Raw genomic sequence first — 26,313 nt, forward strand, 5'->3', positions numbered from 1 at the left:
TAGGTAATAGTGATATAGTTTCTGTTAACCCTGTCATATTTAAATGATTGGTGGTGATGTAAATTTGTTGTGATCAGCTTGTGACACTTTTGGATGTGTGAACACAAGAATAACTAACCTAATAAAAATATGAATAAGAATGTTTTACTAATCAACCAATTAAAAGGCATCCTATTGATGATGCTTGCGTTGCTGATGGAATTACCTGCCCAATCTCAGCAGTTACTGGATATTTCGGGAACTGTGCGTGATTCGGAGAACCAGGAGGTTTTGCCAGGTGTAACCGTTACCATCGCGTCCTCCGGCTTCAGTGTGAAAACGGATATCGATGGACAATTCCATTTGCAAGCCAAGCCTGAAGAAACGCTGGTATTCCGACATGTGGGATTTGATGAACAATATGTTTACGTTGACAGCCGGGTTAACATCGACGTCTTGCTGGTGAAATCCACCGTTGGCTTGGATGAGGTGGCAGTTGTAGCGTATGCTACGCAAAAGAAAGAAACCATCACGGGAGCTATCGCCTCCGTGAAGACCAAGGAATTGAAGCAAAGCCCAGCAGCGAATCTGGCGGTCACATTGGCCGGGCGGTTGCCCGGATTGACTACACTACAAACCAGCGGTGAGCCGGGACGGGATGTCACTGCCTTGTTTATACGGGGGAGAGCAACCATTAACCAAACTGCACCCATTGTGTTGATTGATGGTATCGAACGGGAGTTGACCCATATCGACCCTAATGAAGTCGAGTCGATCACGATCTTAAAAGATGCTTCCTCGACCGCTTTGTTTGGTGTGCGCGGTGCGAACGGTGTCATCTTAGTGACCACAAAACGGGGTACGTCTGAGGTGCCCGAAATCAATCTAAGTGCGGAAGGTGCCGTTCAGGATTTTCCGAAGTTTTTTGATATGGTCAACTCGTATGATTATGCCTCACTCCGGAACCTGGCATTAAAAAACGATGGGCTGCCGGCACAGTTCTCGGAAAAAGCGCTGGAAATGTACAGAACTGGTGCGGATCCCGTGAACTATCCGAATACGAATTGGCGGGACATCATGATGAAAGACGTAGCGTTGCAGCAGCGATACAATTTGAATATTTCGGGCACAACCAACAATCGATCCATGAAGTATTTTGTGAATGCAACCTATCTAAATCAGGGCGGACAGTTTAACGTAGAGCAGGATCTGCCTTATGATCCGTCATTCAAGCTGGATCGATACTCTTTCCGATCGAATATCGATTTACAACTGAATAATCGGCTGTCAGCGTTCATGAATGTTGCAGGCTATTTGGAAAAGCAGAATATGCCGATGAGTATTTTAAATAGGCTGGGAGATATCCCGACTCAATTGGAGGGTATGTCTCCGGCACTGTACATCATCTCATTCATGACGCGTGTCCCGGCCAATGTGCCCATGCTAACCCCCGAGGGTGAAGTAACCACGGGCCCGAATATTGACTGGCCGGCATATGGACTGTTGAATAGATCTGGATACGTAAAACAAACCCGCAGCAACGTATTGGCGACGTTTGGTATGAATCAAGAATTGGATATGGTTACCAAGGGCTTATCCGCCCGGTTGGTCATGTCCTTTGATACCCGGTCCATTAATAACCTTTACGGTGCACGAGAGTTCATCAGGTATATGCAGGTAATCAATCCCAGTTCTGACCCGACGATACCCGATGAGATTTATTTTTCACAGTACGGGGGGTGGCTAAATACTCCCATCACAATAGGGGGCGGTTCAAATTTTGTGTCGCTGTTCAATTTTCAGGCATACTTGAATTATAATAGGCAGTTTGACAAACATGCCATAACGGGAATGGCTTTTTATCAGCAACAGCAAAATATCCAAGGCATTGCGTTGCCCTTTAACCTGCGTGGTTTTGCAGGACGGTTGACCTATGGATACGATAACAAGTATTTCATGGAGTTCAACGCGGGTTACAACGGATCCGAACAGTTTGCCAAAGGTAAACGTTTTGGATTTTTTCCGGCGATCTCTGCGGGGTGGTTGATTTCGAACGAACCGACATTTAAGGATCACGATTACATTTCCCACCTGAAATTAAGGGGATCCTATGGGCTGGTCGGAAACGATCAATTGGGGGGTAGGCGTTTTCTCTATTTGGATGACATCTACCTAGGGGCAGGCGGATATTCTACAAGCCTCGGACTGGGCCAACACATTGGCATCAATATGCTGAAAAATGCCGATATCACGTGGGAGATCGCCAGAAAAACCAACGTGGGGTTTGAACTGGGATTATTTAATGAATTAGACCTTATTGTAGATGTATTTAAAGAAAAGCGCGACAATATTTTGCGGAACCGTTCCACCATACCATTGATCAACGGGTTTCCGGCAAGTGTGCTTCCTCCGGTTAATATTGGCGTAATCGAGAATAAAGGGTACGAAATCGAGTTGAACTACCGGAAGGCGGTAACGGCAGATTTATCTATTTTGACAAAGCTTAATTTTAATCACGCAAAGAACAAACAGCTGTTTGCGGATGAACCGTTATTGAATCCCGATTTTGCCTACCAATACCGCGCTACCGGATATCCTTTGGGACAAAACTTTGGTTATATCGTAGAGGGCTTCTTTAAAGATGCCGAAGACATTGCCAATTCTCCGCAGCAAGTGGTTGGAGGGCATGAGTCGAGACCCGGTAACTTTAAGTACAAGGACCTTAACATGGATGGGACCGTCAATGAGTTGGATATGGCCCCGTTGAAATATACGGCAATACCGGAATATACATTTGGGGCGGCATTTAATGTCAATTACAAACAATGGGATGTCAGCGTGCTGTTTCAAGGTGTAGCCAATGTAGGAAGAATAATGGGAGACAATGGAATGTGGGCTGGATCGGGATTTTCTAACTATTCGGATTGGCATCGGTACAGTTGGACGCCCGAACGGGCCGCCAATGGGGAAACCATCAAGTATCCCCGTTTGACTACCCAGGCATCTCCCGATGAACGATTAAACGATTTCTTTTACGTAGATGGCAGCTTTTTGAGGCTGCGCAATGTTGAGCTGGGCTATACGTTCCCCGTCAAGCTCGTGACGCGCATGGGTATCAAGCGTATTCGTCTGTACACCAATGGTCTCAATCTGTATACCTGGGATAAACTTCCATTTGATGGGATTGATCCTGAATTGACAAGTGCGTACGCCTATCCCATTCAGCGGTTGTTCAACTTCGGGGTAAATGTTACATTTTAATTGGGAGGTTAAAAACATGAAAAAAATATCCATTTTAGCGCTTATAACGGTCTTCACCGTACTATCGTGTAAAGAAAGTCCACTTGATATCACGCCCGATGGGAGAATCACATTTGACGAGGTATTTAAAGATGAAATTCAGACCGAATCTTTTGTAAATACGATCTATTCAAAAATACCGCTTTATTTTTTCAATTATAATAACTATGGATTTCTTGCGGGCATAACCGATGAAGCGCAGGAAGTGAGGAACACATTTATCGGTGGGATGGCCCTGCAATGGCAGATCGGTGCTTTAACACCTTCAGCAAATCCCCTTGCGGGTATGTTGGATTATGGGCTTTGGTGGCAGGGAATTGGCCATGCGAACCTTTTCCTATCCTATATTGACAATGCAAATATTGAGGATCCTGCTAAGAAAAGCCGCTTAAAGGCTGAAGTGCAGTTGCTGCGTGCTTTTTTCTATTGGGAACTCACGAAACAATATGGTGCCATGCCCGTGGTGACAGAACCTTTTGCTCCCGGGTTTGCTTTTGAGTCGTTAACGCGTCCGAGCTTTGAGGAAACGGTCGATTTCATTGTCAGTGATTGCGACGCTGTCATCGCAAACGCGAATATGCCATTACGGATTACCAATGCTTCGGAACGTGGTCGTTTCCCTAAGGCCGTTGCTTATGCCATTAAGTCGCAAGCCCTGTTGTTCAATGCAAGCCCACTCTGGAATGCGACGAACGAGCAATCCAAGTGGCAGCGGGCTGCTGATGCGGGACGCGATGCATTGCAGGCACTTACGGTGCAGGGAGATTTCCGATTATTTGACGACTATGGCAATTATTTCATCCGGTCTCAAGATCTTGGTGCTTCTATCTTGGATCGCGAAACCATCCACGAGATTCCAGCAGATGCGGGTGTTTTTTCCGTTATCAATACCATCCCGAGCAATGGAGAACTGATTGGTACCAGTGCCGGGGCATGCCCCTCACAGGAACTAGTAGATAGCTATGAAATGCAAGCGACTGGCGAGCCGGCGATTTTGGGATATCAGGATAGCGACCACTTGCAGCCTATTATTAATGCCAGTTCTGGTTACGATGAGAATAACCCGTACGCAGGACGTGATCCCCGCTTTTATGCGACCGTCTTTCACAACGGATCTTATTATGGACCTATAAACGGGAGGGAACATACGGTTGAAACATTTATCGGTGGACGCGATCAACTGCTGGCCTATGCACAGTTTACCAACACCAGGACCGGTTATTATCTAAAAAAATTCTATGACCCGTTAATTCCAGCCAATCAATTGGTACAACAAACCCGTTGGAAGAAATACCGCTTAGCCGAAATTTACCTCAATTTTGCAGAAGCCGAGAATGAAGCAAACGGGCCTTTGGGGGCATATGAAGCTGTCAATACAGTAAGAAGGCGGGCGGATATGCCTGATTTACCCGCTGGTTTAAACCAAGAGCAAATGCGTGATCGCATCAGACGGGAAAGGCGGGTTGAATTTGCGTATGAAGAGCATCGCTTTTGGGATGTCAGAAGATGGAAAATTTTGTCAGAAACGGATAAGCTTGTGACGGGGATAGAGATACGGAAACAAGGAGATGGGTCATTTACTTACCAGCGATTTGTAACCGAGCGCCGGTCGGCAGGATGGCAGGATAAATACCTGTTATTTCCCATTCCATTGAGCGAAACCAATCTAATCCCTGATTTTAATAACAATCAAAATCCCGGTTGGTAACGGATGAGTGCGCAGTTTTTCATAAGCTTGAATAGGTGGGCAATGTTTCGAATATTGGGGTTGCTGGCTTCTTTGCTGCTGTATATGGAAACAACGCAGGCGATGTTGCAGCGAAGTACCCCGCTGCCCGACTCGACTTTCGAGACCGTGGGTGTATACTTGTGGCCATCCTGGGCAAGAGAAACAACAGGTGATTATGAATTCTGGAAAGCCAGCGGTTATAATACGATTTTCTTCCTAGTTACCGGTATCAGCTTTGTGCCGCCGGCGGTACGTGATGCTAATCTGGTGGCTTATCGTAAACGCATTGAAGATGCCCAGGAGGCAGGGTTCAAAGTAGGTATTGTGCTGCTTTCCAATATCAGTAAGACCGGACACAGTTACGACCCAAGGGATGAACAACAAATGACCGGGCGTCTAGCCGATATCAAACTAGTTATTCAAAGTTTATCTATTGCCAACAGCATCACGTTTTTCGCGGGAGATCCCGGTGGTGCTCCCTCTAAATTAGGCTCGGATGGAGTGAAGTATTTTTGGGAGATGGCGTTGAAAGTACAGGCCATGGTTGGACAATATGCTCCCCATTCGTTGTTCAATATCAATTTGTGGGCAATAACGCATTGGGATGACATCAATATATCTCCTTTTTCGGTTGATTTTTGGAGAAAAGAAGTTGAATACAGTAAAGTGTTGCTTGCTAATACCGATTTTAAGGAGACTGGGATCGAATTTCCATTGCATAATTATTACCGATCATTGGCATTACATGAATATACAAAGGCGGGGCTTGAACCAGAGAAATATCCCACGAAGCAAGATATCGCTGATTTATACGCTAGGGGAGTAAAGCAACAATGGGCGTGGCCGTACTTTCTCATTGATGAAGTTGATGACGGTTACACGGGTTACTTAATTTCCAAGGTCCATCCCACCCAATCTGAGACAAGGTATATACGGGATATTGTGGTAGTGTCTAGGAAGTTGGGGCTCAATGGAATGATCGTGAATGCTGCAATCGATTCCTTGGGATTCCAAACAGAGGTACTAAACGTATATGCATTGGGACGAATGTGTTCGGATCCCCTATTAACGCCTGAACAAGTGATTGACGATTTTGCTGGACTCATTGCTAATGCGGATACGAGGCGTGTACTTGCCGATGTGCTGATGTTTGTAGAAAATAACAGCACCTGGGAGGCGAGTATCCCTCCCTCCTTTCGGATGCCTTCGTTTAACTCCAAATATAAGCAAGCAAATGCTGCATTGGATGCTTTGGCATATGTTGAAGCGAATACCGCTTTTCAATTTCCGTTGCCTATTGCGCCTGAAGAATATTTGGAAAGGTTGAGAACTCGTTTGTTGGACATCGCAGGTTCTGAGCTATGACGATCGCCAAAATAGTTCGGAATTTGTTTGTTGGATTAGTTGTCCTGATCCCGATATTATGGGGAAACGCTAAGCTAAGGCTTCCGACTACCAACAGGATGCAGGTTGCTGTGGCACTGCTGTACCTGATGCCATTTCAATACGTGCAGTCTTCCATGCATTATTTAGATGGGAAACAGCCGAAGGTGGTTTTTATGGGAAACTCAATCACCTTGGGTTGGGAAACATATTATCCGGAACTCTTTGACGGGGGATATTGGGTTAATCGTGGGATTGCTGGGCAAACAACATTCCAAATGCTTAATCGGTTTGAAGCGGATGTACTGGCCGCCGATCCGGAAATAGTTGTGCTGATGGGAGGAACGAATGATATTGCTGGATTGGGTGGGTCAATAACGGTAGATTCTATTTTTATCAACATTACTCAAATGGTGGAGTTAGCCTTAAATCGGCAGGTTGAGGTGGCACTTTGCTCCGTATTACCTGCCCATGAATTTTATTGTTGCCCCGACGTACGACCCATCCCAAAGATTGCAGCACTAAATGCTAAACTCAGTAATTACGCCAAGCGCAAGAAATTGGTTTATATAGACTATTATTCGTTACTGGTAGACGAACGGAAAGGGATTGGGAAGGATTGGACGGAAGACGGCGTACATCCCAATAGGGCAGGATATGCAAAGATGCTACCCCTAACAATCGCTTCAATCTTGAAAGCTTATGGGAAATACGCCGAAAACAATAAGTAGACGAGCATTGCTTGCATCCGTAGGTGCTTCAACGACATTGCTTTCTGCCGGTAGTTTGATGGCGGCTACTGCCACCGATACGCATCGGACAACACGATTCAATGTGAAGTCCTTCGGAGCCAAAGGGGATGGTATTCATGATGATACATCGGCAATCCAAGAAGCGATAAAAGCAACGGAAGATATTGGAGGTGAGTTGGAGTTTCCGCCTTGTCCTGTACACTATGTTGTAAGTAACCTGACCATTTCAAGACCCATAATAATTTGCGGAGGAGGAAGTAATATCCTTGTTGTTGGCTTATCTGCGAAGCGGTACATTTCAATACGTGTATGGCTGACTATGTCGGCGGGGATGGATTTCGATTCGAGCAGGTTTGGTACCTTTATTTGGTTGCTATTGTGTCGTCGTTATGTAGCCAAAATGGCCTACATATGAAAGATTGCCGATTTGTAAATGGCTCCAATGTAACGACAGCCGGAAGGAGTAAAATGCCGGATTCTCCCTTAAAGGCACATGGAATATTAGGTCATCGCACTTCGGATCTCGTGTTTTCAGTGGTCAGTAGCCGCTTTAATACCGGAGATGGGATCCACCTGATTGATTGCCAACAAACTTCTTGGACGGCCCTGCATCTGTTTGAGAATGATGGTTTTGGCCTGCAGGAGTGCCTGGATAAACCGGATAACCATCCATTCAATATTCTTACGAATCTTATCTTGAAAGCTAATCGAGCGGGAAATTATAAAATCTTCTCTCCCAGCACGCATATTGGCCATTCGGTACTTGATTCGGGTGAGCTGCGGCTTGCCGATCATGGCCCCATTGTATGTTAAGCTAGGTAATATGCCTTTGGATAAATCTGTTATAAAATCCGGTAAACGATAGGCGGGCATCAACCTATTGGTTGGTTAATTTTGTTACTGTCAATAATCAGCAGTTGATATGTGTTTCTCATGCCACTATCCAATCTTATCAAAATCACATGTTATATTGCCATATAAGGAATAATACCAGGCATGCTTACTATTTTTGAGGTGAAGGGATGAGTGACGCAATCGATTTGAATAAATTGTTGCATATCGATATAAAATTCTACAACCATTATGAAGTTAATCCGTTTCGGTGCCCCGGGGGCAGAGCGCCCGGGTATTTTGGATGAACATGGCACAAGGCGGGACCTTTCCAGCCGTTTTCGCGATTGGGACCGCAGCTTTTTCAACGAGGGAGGGCTGGAGCGCATAAAGGAATACCTTTCCATCAATCCCAGACCCACCGCGGTAAGCGAAAATGAACGCTGGGCAGCACCCATTGCCCGTCCGGGCAAGGTCATCTGTATCGGGCTGAATTATTCCGATCACGCCAAAGAGTCGAATATGGCGATTCCACAGGAGCCTATTGTCTTTCAGAAAGGATCCAATACGGTGGTTGGTCCCTACGATCCCATTGTCATTCCGCGTGGCAGTGAAAAGACAGATTGGGAAGTGGAGCTCGGAGTGGTTATCGGCAAAAATGCGCGGTACCTACAGAACACGGACGAGGCGAAGGAATATATCCTGGGATACTGTGTCGTCAATGACGTGTCTGAACGCGCGTTTCAGTTGGAGCGCGGCGGTCAGTGGACAAAGGGAAAGTCGTGCGACAATTTCAGTCCTACAGGCCCTTGGTTGTTGACGGCCGATGAAGTGACGGATGTACATAACTTACAGCTGAAGCTCCTTGTAAATGGCCGGACTATGCAGGAGGGCAGTACGAAAAATCTGATCTTCGATGTATATTATATCATTCATTACCTGTCGCAGTTCATGACCTTGGAAGCTGGAGATCTAATCCTGACAGGTACTCCCGCTGGCGTGGGTTTGGGAATGAAACCTCCCGTCTACCTGAAATCCGGCGACGTAGTAGAACTCAGTGTGGAAGGGCTCGGTGAGCAGAAACAGGTTTGCGAACAGGCATAAACCCCTAAAGGGAAGAGCATATGAACATCAAAAAAGTACTCATCGCCAATCGCGGTGAGATTGCCATCCGGATTAGTCGGGCGTGCAATGAGTTGGGTATTGGTACGGTAGCCGTTTATACGTTTGAAGATCGATACTCGTTGCATCGTTATAAGGCAGACGAAGCTTACCAAATCGGGTTGGATAGCGAGCCGCTTAAACCCTATCTGGATATGGAAGCTATCCTGACCACTGCCAAAGAAAGTGGTGTAGACGCGATCCATCCGGGATATGGTTTTTTGTCTGAAAATGCGGCATTTGCGCGACGTTGCGCCGAAGAGGGTATTATTTTCATCGGTCCGTCTCCGGAAGTAATGGATAAATTGGGCGATAAAGTGCGTGCCAAAGCCGCAGCGCAGAAGGCAGGTGTACCTATTATTGGCAGCAGCCGTGAAGCATTAGATAGCATCGCTGCGGCATTATCCGAAGCATGGCGTATCGGTTATCCCTTAATGCTTAAAGCGGCAGCAGGTGGCGGTGGCCGCGGAATGCGGGTGGTACGTAATGACAGTGAGCTGGAGGTTGCATTTGACAGCGCGAGGAACGAAGCATTGAACGCGTTTGGAGATGGAACCGTCTTTCTGGAAAAATACATCGAAAATCCCCGGCATATTGAAGTACAGATTGTGGGCGATCACCATGGCAACGTGATGCATCTGTATGAACGCGATTGTTCGGTACAGCGTAGATTCCAGAAGGTTGTAGAGGTTGCTCCGGCGGCAAACCTTGCGGAGGAAACCCGCGACAGATTATATTCCTATGCAACGGCTATTGCCCATGAAGCGGGATATAACAATGTCGGCACAGTCGAGTTTTTGGTGGATGGAGAAGGCCGGGTTTATTTCATCGAAGTAAATCCACGTATCCAGGTTGAGCATACCGTTACAGAAATGGTCACGGGTATTGATCTTATTAAAACCCAACTATACATCGCTTCCGGATACAGGCTCACCGATCCACAGGTTGGCTTGGGAGATCAGGAAGCAATCCCGTTGAATGGTTACGCCATCCAGTGCCGCATTACGACCGAAGACCCGTCGGATGGTTTCAAGCCAGACTATGGCACCATTATTACCTATCGAAATGCTGCTGGATTTGGTGTGCGATTGGATGAAGGCAGTGCGTATCCGGGCATGAAAGTGAGCCCATTCTTTGATTCGATGTTGGCCAAGGTGAGTACACATGGTAATACGCTGGAGGAGGCTGCCAAGCGGATGGATAGGGCGCTCCGGGAATTTCGTATCCGGGGTGTAAAAAATAACATCGGCTTTTTGGAGAACTTGGTGACCCATCCGGTATTTCTATCGGGGCGGGCGACTGTGGGGTTTATCGCCATGCATCCCGAATTGTTCAAATCAGCGGGGAGACAAGATCGTGGTACCAAATTGTTGGCATTCCTTGGAGAGCTTTCGGTCAATGGGAATCCGGATACCAAAGGCAAGCCGAAGCCGCCGAAACTGGAATTGCCGGTAGTACCAATGGCCAACCCGCATGCGCCTTTTCCAAAAGGTACAAAAGACCGTCTCACTGAACTCGGTCCCGAAGGATTATGCGAATGGCTGGTGAACGACAAACGGATTCATTATACAGATACCACCCTGCGCGATGCGCATCAGTCCCTATTAGCTACACGTGTCCGTACGTATGACATGCTGAAGGTGGCTTCGGGGTTTGCAAAAGCGCATCCACAGGTATTCAGTATGGAAGTGTGGGGCGGCGCCACGTTTGATGTTTGCTTACGTTTTCAATTGGAAGATCCGTGGAAGCGCTTGGCAAATTTACGCAAAGCAATTCCCAATATTCTTTTGCAGATGCTCATCCGTGGATGTAACGGGGTAGGCTACTCCGCTTATCCTGATAACCTGATAGCCGCATTCGTGGAAAAAAGTTGGGAGACCGGCGTGGACTTATTCCGCATCTTCGATTCGCTCAATTGGATGGAAAACATTGCACCCTGTATTGAGATGGTACGGAAACGTACCGGTGGTATCGCTGAGGGGACATTGTGTTATACCGGAGATATCCTGAACCCGCAACGCACAAAGTACGACCTCAACTACTACCTGCGTATGGCGAAGGATCTGGAGAATGCCGGTGCCCATATGTTGGGTATCAAAGACATGTCAGGTCTATTAAAACCTTACGCCGCGGCAGAGCTCGTTGCTGCATTGAAGGATACCGTAAAAATACCCATTCATCTCCACACACATGATACGTCATCGTTGCAGACCGCTACCTATCTCAAGGCCATTGAGGCGGGCGTTGACGTGGTAGACTGCGCGTTGGGTGCACTATCGGGGCTGACTTCCCAACCCAATTTCAATGCGGTGGTTGAAATGATGCGTTTTCACGAACGTGAGAACCCTTTTGATATCGATAGTCTCAACGCCTACAGTGATTACTGGGAGACGGTACGGACCTATTATGCGCCTTTTGAGTCGGGCATGAAAGCCGGATCCGCAGAGGTATTCCGTCACGAAATTCCGGGAGGGCAATACTCCAATTTGAAACAGCAGGCGACGGCATTGGGATTGGGTGACCGGATTGACGACATCAAACGTAGTTACGCGGAGGCCAATGAACTGTTTGGCGACATTGTAAAAGTAACCCCCAGTTCCAAAGTGGTGGGTGACATGGCGCAATACATGGTGGCCAATAACTTGAGCAAAGACGATGTATTATCGCGAGGAGATAGTTTGTCGTTTCCTGATTCGGTGGTATCTTTCTTCCGCGGAGACATTGGCCAACCCGAAGGAGGTTTCCCTATTAAATTGCAGCGTATGGTTTTGAAGGGACAACAGGCTTATTCCGAGCGTCCCAATAAACACTTACCTCCTTTGAATCTGGAGGCAGATTTCAAGTTGTTTTTGAAGGAGAATGGAGAAGACTTGACATTTACAGATTATCTGAGCTATCAATTTTATCCGAAAGTATTTGGAGAATACCTGAAAGCTTACCGGAAATATGGAGACGTATCGGTCGTACCTACTCAGTATTTTCTGTATGGTATGGAACCCGGGGAAGAAACCACTGTGCAGCTGACAAAAGGAAAGACCCTCTTGGTGAAGTTGGTATCCATTGGCCCCGCCGATCACGAAGGTAATCGTACCGTATTCTTTAAATTAAATGGGCAGACCCGGAATCTTGAAATACGGGATGGAAAATCTGAAACCGTGCGGAAGGAAAATAGAAAAGTGAATCCATCCGATCCAAGGCAGGTGGGATCTCCTTTGCAAGGGATGCTGACTGCGGTTTTTGTTGCAGTTGGGGATACGGTGTCGGCAAATCAGCCGCTGTTTGTTATCGAAGCAATGAAAATGGAAACCACTGTCACTTCAGCGGTGCAAGGTGTAGTGAAACAGGTGGAACTCTCGGCAGGAACGCTGGTAAATACCGATGACCTGGTGTTGGAGTTGGAATAATCAATGCGCGTGTATCGTTAATAGCCAGGGGATGTGTATCTTTAACAATTGAGAATGGGAGTGTACAAAATGGACGAAAGTTTATTGACGTTAAGCAAAACCCTGAAAGGTCCTATCTATTACGACGATAGTACCCAACATCAAACGATACTTCGTGCCTATTCCACGGATGCATCCGTCTATCAGGAGCGTCCGCTAGCGGTAGCTATTCCCAAAGATGTAGCGGATCTAAAAGCCCTGATTACATTTGCATCTAGCGGAGGCGTAACATTGATTCCACGGACGGCGGGGACTTCCTTAGCAGGACAGGTGGTTGGCCAGGGCATCGTGGTGGATGTATCCAAGCACTTTAATCGTGTACTGGAATTGAACGTGGAAGAGCGTTGGGTACGGGTACAACCGGGAGTTATCCGCGATGACCTCAACGCTTACCTGAAACCATATGGATTGATGTTTGGCCCGGAAACGTCCACCGCCAGCCGGGCAATGATCGGTGGAATGGTGGGCAATAATTCCAGCGGCTTACATTCTATTTCGTGGGGGGATACGCGCAGTCACCTCCTGTCGGCAAACGTATTGCTCGACGATGGTTCGGAAGCGGTGTTCGAAGCAGTGGATGAGGGAACGTTATTCAGCAAATTAACACTGACCAATCGTGAGGGCGATATTTATCGGGCAATGAATGACCTGTTGTCGAATCCGGTAAATCAGGAAGCCATCAAGGCGGGCTATCCCAAACCGTCGCTTACCCGGCGTAATACGGGATATGCACTGGATCTATTAGGTGACACAACAAAGCCTTTCAACTTCTGCAAACTGCTCGCCGGATCAGAGGGTACATTAGGGATCCTCACCGAAGCGAAGCTCAATCTGTTGCCGTTGCCCCCGAAAGAAATCGGACTGCTATGCATCCACTGCCATACACTTATCGAATCCCTGCACGCGAATATCGTTGCCCTTCGGCATCATCCCGAGGCGTCAGAACTGGTAGATAAGTATATCATGGATTTCACCAAGGGACATCCAACGTATCAATATAACCGCTTCTTCATCGAGGGGGACCCCGAAGCACTGCTGATGGTGGAGTTCAGGGGAGAGACATTGGAAGAAGTAGCGGCTAAGGCCAATTCCCTGCGGCAGGAGTTAAGGACACAAGGACTGGGGTATGCGCATCCGTTGATCACCGGTCCGCAGACCAACCTGGTATGGGACGTACGTAAGGCAGGCCTCGGACTTATCCGTAACCTACCGGGAGATACGCAGCCCGTAAACCTGATTGAAGATTGTGCGGTATCGCCCGAAGACCTACCTGCCTACATCACGGATTTACAGGGTGTGTTGACGGATCACGGGTTGAATGCCTCCTATTATGCACATGCGGGTGCTGGCGAGCTGCATGTGGAGCCGTTGATTAACCTGAAGACCGCCGAAGGGCGCCGCGCCTTTCGGAGTGTATTGGCTGAGACCGTCAAGTTGGTACGTAAATACAATGGTTCGCTTAGTGGCGAGCATGGCGACGGACGGTTACGTGGCGAGTTCATAGCCAATGCCCTGGGCAAAGACGTATACCAATTGCTGCAACAGGTCAAACGCATTTTTGATCCAAGTGGCATCTTCAATGCCCATAAGATCGTCGATACGCCACCGATGGACAAATCCCTGCGTTATGAACAGGATACTTCGTCCATCAAAATCGACACTGTATTCGATTTCAGCCGTCAGGAAAGCATCCTCCGGTTGTCCGAGAAATGTTCTGGTTCCGGCGATTGCCGTAAGACGCACATTACAGGAGGAACCATGTGCCCTTCGTACATGGCTACGCGCGAGGAGAAGGATACCACACGCGCACGTGCTAACATGCTGCGCCAATTTCTGACCCATTCATCGAAAGCCAACCGATTTGATCATCCCGAAATTAAGGAGGTGATGGATTTGTGCCTAAGCTGCAAAGGTTGCAAAACGGAATGTCCGTCGAGTGTCGACATAGCGAAAATGAAAGCTGAATTCCTGCAGCATTACTACGACGCAAACGGCACCCCTTTCCGTGCTTGGGTCATTGCCAACTTTACCAAATCGCAGCAGCTTGCCTCTTTTTTTCCAAGGCTATATAATGCGGTTATTCACCATAAAGCGCTCTCTGCTGTGGTAAAGCGGATGTTGGGATTCGCCAAAGACCGGTCACTGCCGGACGTAGGGGATACAACGCTGCGTAAGTGGGTGAAGAAGCAGCGGCCAGTCAGTCAAACGGGTACACGGGGACGGCAGGTCTATCTGTTCTGTGATGAATTTACAGACTATAACGACGTAAGTATCGGCCAAACAACCTATCGACTGCTGACGGCACTGGGCTACGAAGTAAAGCTGGCCCGGCATTTGGAAAGTGGTCGGACTTACCTTTCCAAAGGGCTGCTGCGGAAAGCGAAGGAAATTGCCAACCGGAATGTGCGTTACCTGAAAGATATTGTCACCGCGGAGACACCGCTGGTCGGTATCGAGCCGTCAGCAATTCTGACCTTCCGCGATGAATATCCGGAGCTGGTCGATAAGGAGCTCGTGGCAGATGCCTACAAACTGGCAGGGAATGCATTGCTTATCGACGAGTTTCTGGCAAAGGAAATGGAGTCGGGATACATCCAACGTTCTAGGTTTGAGGGGGCACCTCGCGACATTAAACTGCATGGACACTGTTACCAAAAGGCTTTTCATCTGGTGGATAAAACCGCCAAAATTCTTGCGTTTCCCGAAGGATACCGGGTAGAAGTCATTCCTTCCGGATGTTGTGGTATGGCGGGGTCTTTTGGCTACGAAAAGGAGCATTACGAGGTGTCCATGAAGGTGGGCGAGCTGGTATTGCTCCCAACGGTCAGGAAGACGCCTGACAGCATCTTAATTGCCGCACCCGGTACCAGTTGCCGCCATCAAATTAAAGACGGTGCGGGCAGAAAAGCGTACCATCCGGTCGAAATCCTATGGGAAGCTCTGCATAAGAAGGAACCGTAATCGGCAATCAGTACGAAAAAAAAGTCGTTAAATAGCTTGATGACTTCAGGGCAAGTAGGCTCTCTCTTTTTATAGGTTTGATCAGATAATCGATCAACTGGGGATAGGTTTTAGCACGTTTCCTATCCGCTTTGTTAATGGAAGAAGTTACAATGACGACGTGAATATTTTCCGGATAAGGAAACGCCTGTAACGCGTCAAGTACCTGCCATCCATTCTTCACCGGCATGTTAATATCAAGGAAAACCAAAAAGAATTTGTCGAGCGCAATTTCTTGTCCAATGGTCTCAAGGGCTTCCTCACCGTTTGTGCAGATGGTTGGGTTGCACGCGATGCCTGTGTCTCGGAGCAATACCTTAGCGATCAGATTGAACATTTTGTCGTCATCGACGACCATGACGCGTAACTCCATCGATCTGCATTTATTTTTATCTGCTAATCTGCTCAGTTTTATCCGTGATATCCCTCAAAATATTATCTAACTCAGTCGCAGAATCCTTAATGGCCCCCAGTAATTCGTCGCTTTCGATGCCCGAATCGGGACAATGTTGAATGAGATCTGCGAGTCCCATAATGCGTGCCAACGGGGCTCTCACCACATGAGATTGCATCCAGGCAATGTCTTGCAGTTTTTTGTTTTGTGCCTCTATGGCTTGGATATAATCCAGTTTTTCGCTGATATCATGTGCCAGAATTACCTCAGCTTTTCGGCCATGGAACTTAATAATGTTGCTTTTTACTTCGACATAGATCCGCTCCCCGCTTTTTTTTCGGTGTACATAGACACTGGTTGTGAATAATTCGTCATGTTGCTTGGAGTAGGCTACCGCCGCTTCCATTTTCGGTATCTCTTCAGGTGGTCGGATATCCCGTATGGTCATTGCAAGGAATTCCTCGCGCGTGTATCCATAATGCTTGATAGCGGCGTCATTTACGTCCAGAAAGCGATAGGTATCGAGATCGTATACCCACATGGGCTGTGGGCTCAGGTGAAAGAGGTTGCTGTACTTCTTTTCTGATTCTGCTACAATTTTAAGTTGCTGCTCAATTTCTGCATGCAGCTTATTCAGCGCCAGTTCTGCCAATTTAGCTTCTGTAATGTCCAGGCATGCACCGATCATTTTCCGCGAACCATCGGCCTTAAGAACAAGTTTTGCCCAAGATCTAAGGTGTCGAATTTCTCCTTCCGGGCGTACAATTCGTTCTTCAAATACGGTATCTTTTCCCTTTTTAATGGCGTTGTGGAGGATATCATAAACACGTTGCCGATCGTCAGCGTGTACACGCGACAGATACGCACTGAAGCCGGGAGTATATGCGGCTTTATCAAGCCCATAGATATCGAAAAGGGTATCTGACCAAGTGACATGGTCGGATTCGATATCCCATTGCCAGGTACCTAAGTGAGCCAATGCCTGCCCTTGTTGCATCATCAGCGTCGTTTCTTGAGCAAGTTCTGCATGATGATGATTCTCCAGAATCATATTCAGGAATGCACCGGCACGATCGATGAATGCCAATTCGTCTTCATTTGGATTCCGGATGTGCTTGTAATAGATACCGAAAACGGCCACAACTTCGCCTTGCGCATTGACAACAGGAGAAGACCAACAGGATTTGAGTCCGTGGTTCAGCGGTTGTTCTTTAAAATCTGCCCATAGGGGGTTGTTCGCAATATCGGCGACGATCACCGGCTTTTTGGTATACGCTGCACTTCCACATGATCCTGCATACTCACCTATGGGTAAGTTGTGGATGTGTTGGAGGTAGGCTGTTGGCAACGATGGCGCTATCCAGCTAAAGAGACGTCCGTTTCGGATTTGATTGATGGAACAGGCCATTCCCGGGAATAGGGCTTCGATACCTAACACGTAGGTGGAAAGTATATGTTCAATCGAAGCGTCTTTTTTTTCATTGAGTTCCAATATGGTCCGTTCAAGTTGATTCAACTCGGCAAAACGTTTGGCTTCTGTAATATCGACCATAATGCCCCGTAGCCAGCGTGGTTTGTTGGATTCGGAAATAACCGATACGATATCTTTGATCCAGATGATGTCGCCATTTTTCTTAACCATGCGGTAGTCAAAGGTGTGGTTTGCGGATTTTTTGGTGTGTTTCTGACAATAGGAGACGGCATTTTCCCGATCGGCCTCATAAATGTTTTTCTCCCAAAATCCTGGGTCTGCCAGCCACTCGTCGGCAGTATAACCCAAAAGCCATTTCACCTTGTCACTGATGAAGGTTGCTTCAAATGTTTCCGCATCGGCCTCCCATACGACGCCATCAATGGTCTGGATGAGGTTGTGGAATTTGTGCTCAGATGAAATCAGTGCTTCTTCGGTGTTCTTCTTTTCTGTAATATCCTGTGCCGTACCATATATGCGTACGCATATGCCATTTACCAGCTCAGCTTTGCCAATGGTAAGTATCCACCGCTTATGCCCTTTTGCTGTAGTCACCGGGAGGGCAATGCGGAAAATAGTACCGTCATGGGTTGCCTTTTGAAGCGCCTTTGAGAGTGCTTTACGATCGTTAGTGTCGCTGTAAAAAGCCATCGCTGAATGAAAATCCAGCGGATATTCCGGCCCCATCTCAAAGATTTCACGCAGCTCCTGAGACCAACTGATGGTCTGGAGTGCCCTGTTGATCTCCCAACTGCCGATACGAGCCGCCTGCTGTGTCTCTTGAAGGAATTTTCCGTGATTTACGGACTCAGTTACATCGGTCATCGAGCGGACGATAAACTGTATTTCACCGCAGTCATCGAGTACCGGCGTATGTTGGATTTCAAGGTATTTTATGTCGATGTGTGTGGGCGACGCTATGGCCGGAGAGGCGAATTTCTGCGGAACGAGTTTATGGGCTTGTTTAGTGCTAAGTATCGCATCAAAACTCTTTTTCCACTCGTTATCGTTAAGGTATGGATTAGTTGGAAAAACTTCAAAGAAACCCTTACCAAGTAGTTCTTCCCGCTGCTTATTTGTTAGGGTCAGGTAGGAGTCATTGGCATCGACAATGGTAAATAACGGTGCATTCGGAAGAAGAATGAGGGTAGGTGTGGGTGAAACCCGAAACACAGCCGTATATTCCATTTCCTTATGCATCGGTGGGACATTTTTAATGTTATCCGTAAAAATAAGGTGATTTTTGTTAATGTCCTAATATTTTGGTGGATGAATCGATCCGATATAGAATTGTTGCAGGTAGGAATCGGAAAGCTCAAAGGGGTTTAAAAACGAGAAAAATAGAACACCGATAACGCAGATAAAAAAGATCCTCGCTGATTAATCCGCGTTGATCTGCTCGATCCGTGTTATCGGTGTGCCATCCCTTTTAGACGAGATTATTACAATCAGGGCCAGATACCCAGATTCTGATACGAAATGGCAATCTTGTCAATTGACCCCACAAAGGCCGCTGTTCTCAGCGTGTCAATATCCTTATTCGAATTCTTAATCTCCCGGATTTCATGGTAAGAGCGTATCATGGTATCTTCCAGTCCGGAATTGACTAACTCCAATTCATCGGCCCCTTTTACAATAGCCATACGTTGGGCGGTGGTGAGTGACTTACCCGTGATCGTTTCAACCGTGTTAACCAGGTTAAGATTGGACATTTCTTCATATCGTTTATCCATCCGGCCGAAAGCTACGTGCGAAAGGTTTTTTAGCCACTCAAAATAAGAAACGGTCACACCGCCCGCATTGCAATACATATCCGGTATGATAATGCCGCCATTTTTAACAAATAGTGCTTCAGCACCCGGAGTGGTTGGCCCGTTGGCGCCCTCCGCAATGATTTTTGCTTTAATACGACCGATGTTTTCTTCAGTTAATTGGTTTTCGAGGGCTGCCGGCACGAGAATATCACATGCTTGCTCCAGCCCTTCTGCCGGGTTTTTAAACTGTTTAGTTGCTTTTTTGTAGTTGAGAATTGAACCGGTGTTTTTTCGATGTTCGACAATGGCATCGGGATCCAATCCGTCGGGATTATAAAGTGCACCATCGTATTCGCAAATGCCTACGATAACGGCTCCGAATTCCATCAACACTTTAGCTGTGTTGTATCCCACGTTACCCAGGCCCTGTATAATTATTTTTTTTCCGGCAATACCCGGCGTAAGCCCGATTTGATTCATGTCTTCGGCCACATCTACACATTCACGTATTGCGATAGCCACGCCACGTCCGGTTGCGGCTTTACGGCCGCTGATACCGTGCAAAGACAATGGCTTGCCCGTTACACAACCAAAGGCATCCAACTGCCCCGGATTCATAGTGGTATATGTATCAGCAATCCAGCTCATTTCTCGTTCGCCGGTACCGTAATCTGGTGCGGGAACGTCGATGGCAGGACCAATAAAATTTTTTTTGATTAATTCGACCGTATATCTACGCGTGATGGTTTCCAGTTCGCTGACGGAGTAGTTTTTTGGATTGATACAAATTCCGCCTTTTGCGCCTCCGAACGGTACATTGACGATTGCACACTTATAAGTCATCAAAGCAGCAAGCGCCATGACCTCGTCTTCATTGACCATATCACTGTACCGAATACCTCCCTTAGTAGGAAGCATGTGCTGTGAATGTTCCACGCGCCAGGCATTGATTACCTCAATCTGATCCCCTCTCCGGAACGGAAAGCTAAACCGGTAAACACTGTTACATACCTTGATCTGATTCAATAGACCCTGCGGATGCTTGGTAAACTGAGCAGCATGATCAAAAAATTGGGATACATCGTCAAAAAAGTGAGGTTCTTGTACTGGTTTTTCCTTTGATTTAGCCATGTCAATCGTTAATGTTTTTGCTGTTTTTCCAATTTCGAAAGTTTTTTGTCAATAGTAAACAGGTATATGGCTAATCCCAAAAATAGGATAACCAATACGGCCACTACGACATAAATCTTACCTGAACTGCGCAACCCCGAAGCCATTTCAACTCCGTTGTTGGACTGTGCAAAGCTACATATTAACCCATTGATAACTAGGAGCAAAGAAAGAATTACCTTTTTCATATTGATTTGCGAAAAACGTTGTCAATTTTTATTGTAATAATTGGATTTTTTGATGGAAATGAAGCTTGCATGATTTATTTTTCACTTTTTGTTTTTTCTCAGCGGTGTTCAAAAAATCATTTCGCTTCGTTTGTGCCTTTTTTAAAAGGGTAATTCATGCAGGTTTTAATGTTTTATCAATTTACAATTGCCGCGCTATCAAAAATTAGTCCGCTGCAGTATGGCTTTGGTACTCCAGTTTTCGAATGCGGAACCGCAAAGTCATTAACCAGGTGCCCACCAGTATCCAGCCCAGTGACGCCGGATATAAAACCGCTTTCATGGATCCATCCAAGTCAAAATCCCCGAATCCTGAGTTGCCGCCGGCACCTGGATGCAATGAGTCGGTATTTTTGGGAAGGATATACATAAGCACGATCATAATTGGGAAAGCGAATATGTTATAGATGGCGGATATTCTACCCCGTTTCTGTTCTTCCTCCAGCGCATTGCGGAGCACAAGGTAAGCCAGGTACATGAGTGTAGCGATGGCTGATCCATTTGTTTTCGGGTCGTTTGGCCAGGGGGCCCCCCAAGTGAAATTTGCCCAAATCATGCCGGTTGCCAAACCCAGTAAACAAAAGACAATCCCAACATTGACACTTTCTACAGCTACAAGATCATGTTTGGGGTCATTTGACGATAAATATTTTATACTGTAAATAACCGAAATCAGATAAAGGGTGAACATGGCAAACCACATGGGTACATGAAAATATACATTGCGGATTGTTTCATGCACAATAGGCAACGCCGGTACTTTGCCCAAAATTCCCATAATGATACTGTACAACAATAATAGAATTGCCAGAATTTTCCACCAGTAATGTTTCATTTTATTAGACACCAGACATTAGACATTAGACACCGATCACTCATTACCCACCACCGATCACTAATCAATCTCTCCAAAGGTAAGGAAATAACAACAAAGAAATGGCCACCGTGATGATATTGATTGCCAATAATACAACGAGTTCATCCGTGCTGACACTGCGATCCAGCCCGTCCATCGCATTTTTGGAAACCTTGATAAGAATGAGTAATAAGGGGATGACGATGGGGAAACTGAGGATCGCCATTAATGTACTGTTGTTACCTGCTTTCGCACTGATACCAGACACCATGGTGAATACGGAGGCAAAACTCATACTCCCAAGAATTACCACAAGGAAATAGAGTACCGGATCGCCCAACGGATTTCGAAAGATGATGGAATATACCAAATAAGCTATTGCAGAAAGCAGTAGCATAACCAGGATATTATAGCCAATTTTGGAAAGGATGACGGCCTTTGCACTGGAGATCGTATAATAATACAGCTGACGGCTACGGCTTTCCTGGACGAAGCTTTTATTGATCGCATTGACCGACGCGAACAGAAGAATAATCCAAAATAGTGCATTCCAAGTAGTGGGATCCACGGATTTAAATGCCTGATAGCAAACAAAAACCGTAGATACCACATAAAGTAAAATCCCATTGATGGCATACTTAAAACGCCATTCAAGCAAAATCTCTTTGCGAATAAGGGAGGTAACTTCTTTGAGTAAGCTCATCCCCGCAAAGATACAATTCGCGCGTTATTGCAGACTAAGTAACTGCTTATATTTCTTCCTCTGCACGACGGGTAGCTGTTTTAACCGCATTGCTTGCCTTCGAAATACCTTCTTTGGCCAACCGATCTGCTTTGCTGATAGCTGACTGGCTTTTACTTTTGGCTTCTGTACGGAGATCGTCAATTTCTTTGGAGGCCCGGTCGACTAATTTTGAAGCTTTGTGTAGACCGTCTTTCGTATTCTTTCTAATGGATTTTGATAGCTCGCGTATGCCATCACTCGCGCGATCCAATTGTTTGCGGCCTTCCTTTGTACCCAATAGTAGCCACGCTACTGTACCAGCTGCAAGTCCAACCAATGCATACGTAACAATGCTGTTTTTCGTGTTCATCTCAATGTCCTTTTTTTTTGTTATAACTTTCTTCAACCACTCTTGGTTTTATAACGTAAGAACAAGGGATCTCAAAAAATGTTTGCGGCTATGGATTAATTGGTTATATCCCAAACAATCGCCTGTTTGTCGTCACCTACGGATATCAATTGATTTTTATACGTATTCCATGCGATGTCATTTACAGAAAGCCGGTGGCTGTCAAACCCTCTTTCAAGACTGATGACCCGTAGCAGTCTGAAATCGTCTGCCGACCAGATTTTAATACTTTTATCCCGGCTGGCGGTCGCAAAGACCGGTAAAAAAGGGTGATACTTAATGGCATATACCGTAAATAGATGTGGGGTAAACGTACTGACAATGGAAAAATCGGCTGTGTTTAGGATGTTCAGTTTTGCGTCCCGGCCTCCCGTAAGTAGATATCGGCCATCGGGCGAAAAGCACAGTGAGGTAATGGGAAGGGTATGGGCGGGCAGTTCTTCGATAAAAGAATAGTCAAGTGCGCTATATAACTTGACTTTCCCATCCTTCGCTCCAAAGGCTACCCAATTTTCGTCGCTGCTTATGGCAATGGTGCGGACTGTTTGGTCAGACACTTTAAAATGATATAATAAACTGAATGTATGCGTATTCCAAACGGATACCGTACCATCTTCCGACGCCAAAATAAGTTCGGGCTTGGTTTTAAAAGATTTAATTGAAAAGACCGGGCGCCGGTGATGTTCAAGTTTTGCAATCAGCTCGCGGGTCTCCGTATGTACGATTCTGCCCATGCCATCGCGGGTACCGACTGCAAGCAGTGGGGTTCCGGATAACAGATGCAGTGCATATACGGAAAACTGCACCGGATATATAATGCGTTCGAAGGCCATCTTCTCCAAATTCCACTCAACAACGCCTTTGTCGTTACCGCCGGTATATACAGTAGAAGCTGTGGCTCCGTTTTCAACCGTAAAAATCGGATTTTGGTGTCCGGATAACGTTCCTGCTTTATGGATCCTGAGTGTATTCATGGTAGCCAGTCCTGTCTACCGATGCCTGCTTTCGAGGTTTTTGGCAATCGTCTCCAATGAAATACCCTTTTCTGTTAGCAACACCAATAGGTGAAATACAAGATCGGATGTTTCGTTGATAAAATCTTTATCCGCTTCGGCTAGCGCGGCAATCACAGTTTCCACAGCCTCTTCGCCCACTTTTTGAGCAATTTTATTCAGTCCGCGTTCACGGAGTCGATTCACATACGAATCTGTGGTCGGAAATTCGTAGCGATTCGCGATGATATTTGTTAGTTCAAAAATAAAATTCTGGTTGTAATCCGTGCTAAAACAGCTCCGGCTGCCGGTATGGCACGTTGGGCCCTTTGGCAGGGCCTTAATCAATATCGTATCCTGGTCGCAATCGATATGTGTACTGACAACATTCAGAAAGTGGCCGCTTTCTTCGCCTTTTGTCCACAATCTGTTTTTGCTCCTTGAGAAAAACGTAACACGGCCCTCGGCTTGCGTTTTCTGCCAAGCTTCCTCATTCATATAGCCCAGCATTAATACCTCCAATGTCTGTGCATCCTGTATGATAGCCGGAACAAGTCCCCCGCTTTTTTCAAAATCTAACATCTTTATGTTTCCTGTGTTACCTGATTTCAATTCCATGTTGCCGCAACGTGTCTTTCAATTGGGGAATCAGTATTTCGCCGTAATGGAATACCGAAGCAGCTAAAGCAGCATCGACGTTGCTCTGTTGAAATACATCTACAAAATGCTGTTCATTGCCGGCTCCGCCCGAAGCAATCAGCGGGATGGATAAACGGTCGTTGATTTTTTTTAGCAACGAACAGTCAAAGCCGTTTTTGGTTCCATCATGGTCCATGGAAGTCAATAAAATTTCTCCGGCCCCCCGGCTTTCCGCTTCCTTAATCCAATGTTCGGTTTCCAGGTCCGTTTTTAGTCGGCCACCGTTGAGATGTACGTAGTTTTTACCATCCACATAACGTGTATCCACAGCCACCACCACGAACTGTATACCGAAAGCATCTGCCAATTGGTTAATCAGGTCAGGATTACGCACCGCCGCTGAATTGATGGAGATTTTATCAGCACCAGCATGTAACAGTACATCAGCGTCAGCCAATTCATTGATGCCACCGCCAATGGTAAACGGGATGTTTACCTGCCTCGCCACCGCTTTCACTAACGCTACCGTAGTTTTGCGTCTTTCATGCGTTGCCGTGATGTCTAAAAAAACCAATTCGTCTGCACCCTGCCTGGAGTACTGCCAGGCTAACTCAACAGGGTCTCCTGCATCGCGGAGGTCCACGAAATTTACACCTTTTACCGTACGCCCATCTTTGACGTCTAAGCAGGGAATGATGCGCTTAGCCAGCATGACAATTTAAAAACGGATGAGGGACTTCAGATTCCACTCTTTGATTTGTTCAATGGTAATGCGATTCTCATAAATGGCTTTTCCTACTACACACGCCTCAACTTTGATTGCGTCTAACGCGTGAATATCGTCCATTGAGCTGATACCCCCGGATGCAATGAGTTTAATGATGGGAGAGTGATCCAACAATTTTTTGTATAGTTCCACGCCCGCACCGCCCAATTTGCCATCTTTATTGATATCTGTACATAAGAATCGGAAAAAACCTAAGGAAAGACAGCGGTCAATATAGTCAAGTAATTTGACCGGGGAGCTTTCCATCCATCCGGAATATTTAATGACTTCGTCCAACACATCAATGGCGATCACCACCTGATCTGCATATTTGTGTTTGCCCCGGTTCAGCTTGCTGAGTTCATCCAAAAATGAAGGGTTGGTAATGGCCTGTGTACCCACTACCACCCGGTGTATTCCCGCATCGACTAATTCCATTACCTTTTCAATGCTGCGCACCCCGCCACCATACTGCACCTTCATGTCGGTATGGCGGACAATATCAAACAAGTACGACTGATTTGAAAAGTCTCCCTTGGCGCCGTTGAGGTCAACGATATGCACAAATTCGGTGCCGTTGAATTGATACTTTTCGATCATCTCTTCAAGGCTGACCTCATAAACAGTTGCATCATCGTAATTGCCCTCACGCAGGCGGACAACTTTCTTATCCAATACATCTATTGCCGGAATGATATACATATCTTCTGAAAGGTTGATTTTAATGTAAGTTTGAAAAATTCAATAATAACTGTTCTCCCGCTTCCCCCGATTTTTCTGGATGAAACTGAACCCCATAGAAGTTTCGATCCTGTAATGAAGCCGAAAACTTCAATCCATATTCGGTAAAAGCGGCCGTAAAAGTAGCATTATATTCAATAAAATAAGAGTGTACAAAGTAAAAGTAGGCATCTTTTTTTATATCTGCGAACAATGCACACCGATTTTCGTGGAAAACCTTATTCCATCCCATATGCGGAACTTTTTCCGCAATCCGGTTTTCGAAGTGTAGTGTTTTTAACGGAACGATATCCAATAGCGGACTGTTGCCCTCCTCTGAATGTGAGGTAAGTAATTGCATACCTACACAAATTCCCAAAACGGGTTTTTTCAGTTGCCTAATCGGTTCAGCCAGCCCCGATGCCTGTAACTTTCGCATGGCTGTACCTGCATGCCCCACTCCCGGAATGACAATGCGGTCGTACGCCGCTAATTCATCCTGTGTATTGACCATACCATACGGAATGTGTAAACGCTCCAGCGCTGCCGTCAGCGAGAAAATATTGCCTGCCCCGTAATTGATGATTCCTGTCATATTCAGCTGTCAGCTGTC

Annotated in this window: 21 protein-coding genes; 9 read left to right on the forward strand and 12 right to left on the reverse strand. The window is 46.4% G+C overall.

Annotated elements, in window-relative coordinates; genetic code table 11:
• Positions 1 to 129: 129 nt before the first annotated feature.
• From IEX60_RS02085 to IEX60_RS02125, 9 genes are all read left to right on the forward strand, one after another.
• A complete protein-coding gene (locus IEX60_RS02085) occupies positions 130 to 3,240 on the forward strand; it encodes a SusC/RagA family TonB-linked outer membrane protein (protein ID WP_188746867.1) in 3,111 nt (1,036 codons plus the stop codon).
• Between the two features lie 16 nt (positions 3,241 to 3,256).
• Positions 3,257 to 4,987 carry a RagB/SusD family nutrient uptake outer membrane protein gene (locus tag IEX60_RS02090; protein WP_188746869.1) on the forward strand — a complete coding sequence of 577 codons (1,731 nt, stop codon included), beginning with the start codon at positions 3,257 to 3,259 and terminating at the stop codon, positions 4,985 to 4,987.
• 42 nt (positions 4,988 to 5,029) lie between these two features.
• Positions 5,030 to 6,373: a hypothetical protein gene (locus IEX60_RS02095; protein WP_188746871.1), complete on the forward strand. Its 1,344-nt coding sequence runs from the start codon at positions 5,030 to 5,032 to the stop codon at positions 6,371 to 6,373.
• Positions 6,374 to 6,396: 23 nt separating this feature from the next.
• Positions 6,397 to 7,122, forward strand: coding sequence for a GDSL-type esterase/lipase family protein (locus IEX60_RS02100; RefSeq protein WP_188746873.1), 726 nt, complete (start codon positions 6,397 to 6,399; stop codon positions 7,120 to 7,122).
• A 7-nt stretch (positions 7,123 to 7,129) separates the two neighbouring features.
• Complete coding sequence (locus IEX60_RS25020) at positions 7,130 to 7,558, forward strand: glycosyl hydrolase family 28-related protein (protein ID WP_308420723.1); 429 nt, start codon at positions 7,130 to 7,132, stop codon at positions 7,556 to 7,558.
• On the forward strand, positions 7,555 to 7,956 hold the full coding sequence (locus IEX60_RS02110) for a hypothetical protein (protein ID WP_188746878.1): 402 nt from the start codon (positions 7,555 to 7,557) through the stop codon (positions 7,954 to 7,956). The genes IEX60_RS25020 and IEX60_RS02110 overlap by 4 nt, the downstream gene beginning before the upstream one ends.
• Positions 7,957 to 8,226: 270 nt before the next feature.
• Positions 8,227 to 9,078, forward strand: a complete 852-nt coding sequence (locus IEX60_RS02115) for a fumarylacetoacetate hydrolase family protein (protein WP_188746880.1) — start codon at positions 8,227 to 8,229, stop codon at positions 9,076 to 9,078.
• 20 nt (positions 9,079 to 9,098) lie between these two features.
• Complete coding sequence (locus tag IEX60_RS02120; RefSeq protein WP_188746882.1) at positions 9,099 to 12,539, forward strand: pyruvate carboxylase; 3,441 nt, start codon at positions 9,099 to 9,101, stop codon at positions 12,537 to 12,539.
• Between the two features lie 54 nt (positions 12,540 to 12,593).
• Complete coding sequence (locus IEX60_RS02125) at positions 12,594 to 15,539, forward strand: FAD-binding and (Fe-S)-binding domain-containing protein (RefSeq protein ID WP_229717360.1); 2,946 nt, start codon at positions 12,594 to 12,596, stop codon at positions 15,537 to 15,539.
• A 7-nt stretch (positions 15,540 to 15,546) separates the two neighbouring features.
• On the opposite strand, the gene IEX60_RS02130 is transcribed toward IEX60_RS02125, so the two are convergent.
• The 12 genes from IEX60_RS02130 to hisH form a co-directional block, all read right to left on the reverse strand.
• Positions 15,547 to 15,951: a response regulator gene (locus tag IEX60_RS02130; RefSeq protein ID WP_188746884.1), complete on the reverse strand. Its 405-nt coding sequence runs from the start codon at positions 15,949 to 15,951 to the stop codon at positions 15,547 to 15,549.
• Between the two features lie 16 nt (positions 15,952 to 15,967).
• Complete coding sequence (locus tag IEX60_RS02135) at positions 15,968 to 18,643, reverse strand: PAS domain-containing protein (protein WP_188746886.1); 2,676 nt, start codon at positions 18,641 to 18,643, stop codon at positions 15,968 to 15,970.
• A 248-nt stretch (positions 18,644 to 18,891) separates the two neighbouring features.
• On the reverse strand, positions 18,892 to 20,328 hold the full coding sequence (locus IEX60_RS02140) for a Glu/Leu/Phe/Val family dehydrogenase (protein WP_188746889.1): 1,437 nt from the start codon (positions 20,326 to 20,328) through the stop codon (positions 18,892 to 18,894).
• 8 nt (positions 20,329 to 20,336) lie between these two features.
• On the reverse strand, positions 20,337 to 20,555 hold the full coding sequence (locus IEX60_RS24795; RefSeq protein WP_229717361.1) for a CcmD family protein: 219 nt from the start codon (positions 20,553 to 20,555) through the stop codon (positions 20,337 to 20,339).
• 205 nt (positions 20,556 to 20,760) lie between these two features.
• Positions 20,761 to 21,429, reverse strand: a complete 669-nt coding sequence (ccsA, locus tag IEX60_RS02145; RefSeq protein ID WP_188746891.1) for a cytochrome c biogenesis protein — start codon at positions 21,427 to 21,429, stop codon at positions 20,761 to 20,763.
• A 64-nt stretch (positions 21,430 to 21,493) separates the two neighbouring features.
• A complete protein-coding gene (locus IEX60_RS02150; RefSeq protein ID WP_188746893.1) occupies positions 21,494 to 22,153 on the reverse strand; it encodes a heme exporter protein CcmB in 660 nt (219 codons plus the stop codon).
• Positions 22,154 to 22,199: 46 nt separating this feature from the next.
• Positions 22,200 to 22,544 carry a YtxH domain-containing protein gene (locus IEX60_RS02155; protein WP_188746895.1) on the reverse strand — a complete coding sequence of 115 codons (345 nt, stop codon included), beginning with the start codon at positions 22,542 to 22,544 and terminating at the stop codon, positions 22,200 to 22,202.
• 95 nt (positions 22,545 to 22,639) lie between these two features.
• Positions 22,640 to 23,557, reverse strand: coding sequence for a WD40 repeat domain-containing protein (locus IEX60_RS02160; RefSeq protein ID WP_188746897.1), 918 nt, complete (start codon positions 23,555 to 23,557; stop codon positions 22,640 to 22,642).
• A gap of 15 nt (positions 23,558 to 23,572) precedes the next feature.
• The gene (gene hisIE / locus IEX60_RS02165) at positions 23,573 to 24,157 is read right to left on the reverse strand and encodes a bifunctional phosphoribosyl-AMP cyclohydrolase/phosphoribosyl-ATP diphosphatase HisIE (protein WP_188746899.1); all 585 of its coding nucleotides are present in this window, start codon (positions 24,155 to 24,157) and stop codon (positions 23,573 to 23,575) included.
• 16 nt (positions 24,158 to 24,173) lie between these two features.
• Positions 24,174 to 24,926, reverse strand: coding sequence for an imidazole glycerol phosphate synthase subunit HisF (gene hisF / locus IEX60_RS02170; protein ID WP_188746901.1), 753 nt, complete (start codon positions 24,924 to 24,926; stop codon positions 24,174 to 24,176).
• A 6-nt stretch (positions 24,927 to 24,932) separates the two neighbouring features.
• The gene (locus IEX60_RS02175; RefSeq protein ID WP_188746903.1) at positions 24,933 to 25,682 is read right to left on the reverse strand and encodes a 1-(5-phosphoribosyl)-5-[(5-phosphoribosylamino)methylideneamino]imidazole-4-carboxamide isomerase; all 750 of its coding nucleotides are present in this window, start codon (positions 25,680 to 25,682) and stop codon (positions 24,933 to 24,935) included.
• A 19-nt stretch (positions 25,683 to 25,701) separates the two neighbouring features.
• Positions 25,702 to 26,295, reverse strand: coding sequence for an imidazole glycerol phosphate synthase subunit HisH (gene hisH, locus IEX60_RS02180; protein ID WP_188746906.1), 594 nt, complete (start codon positions 26,293 to 26,295; stop codon positions 25,702 to 25,704).
• Between the last annotated feature and the right edge of the window lie 18 nt (positions 26,296 to 26,313).

Source organism: Parapedobacter defluvii, from assembly GCF_014642075.1.
Classification (GTDB): Bacteria; Bacteroidota; Bacteroidia; order Sphingobacteriales; family Sphingobacteriaceae; genus Parapedobacter; species Parapedobacter defluvii.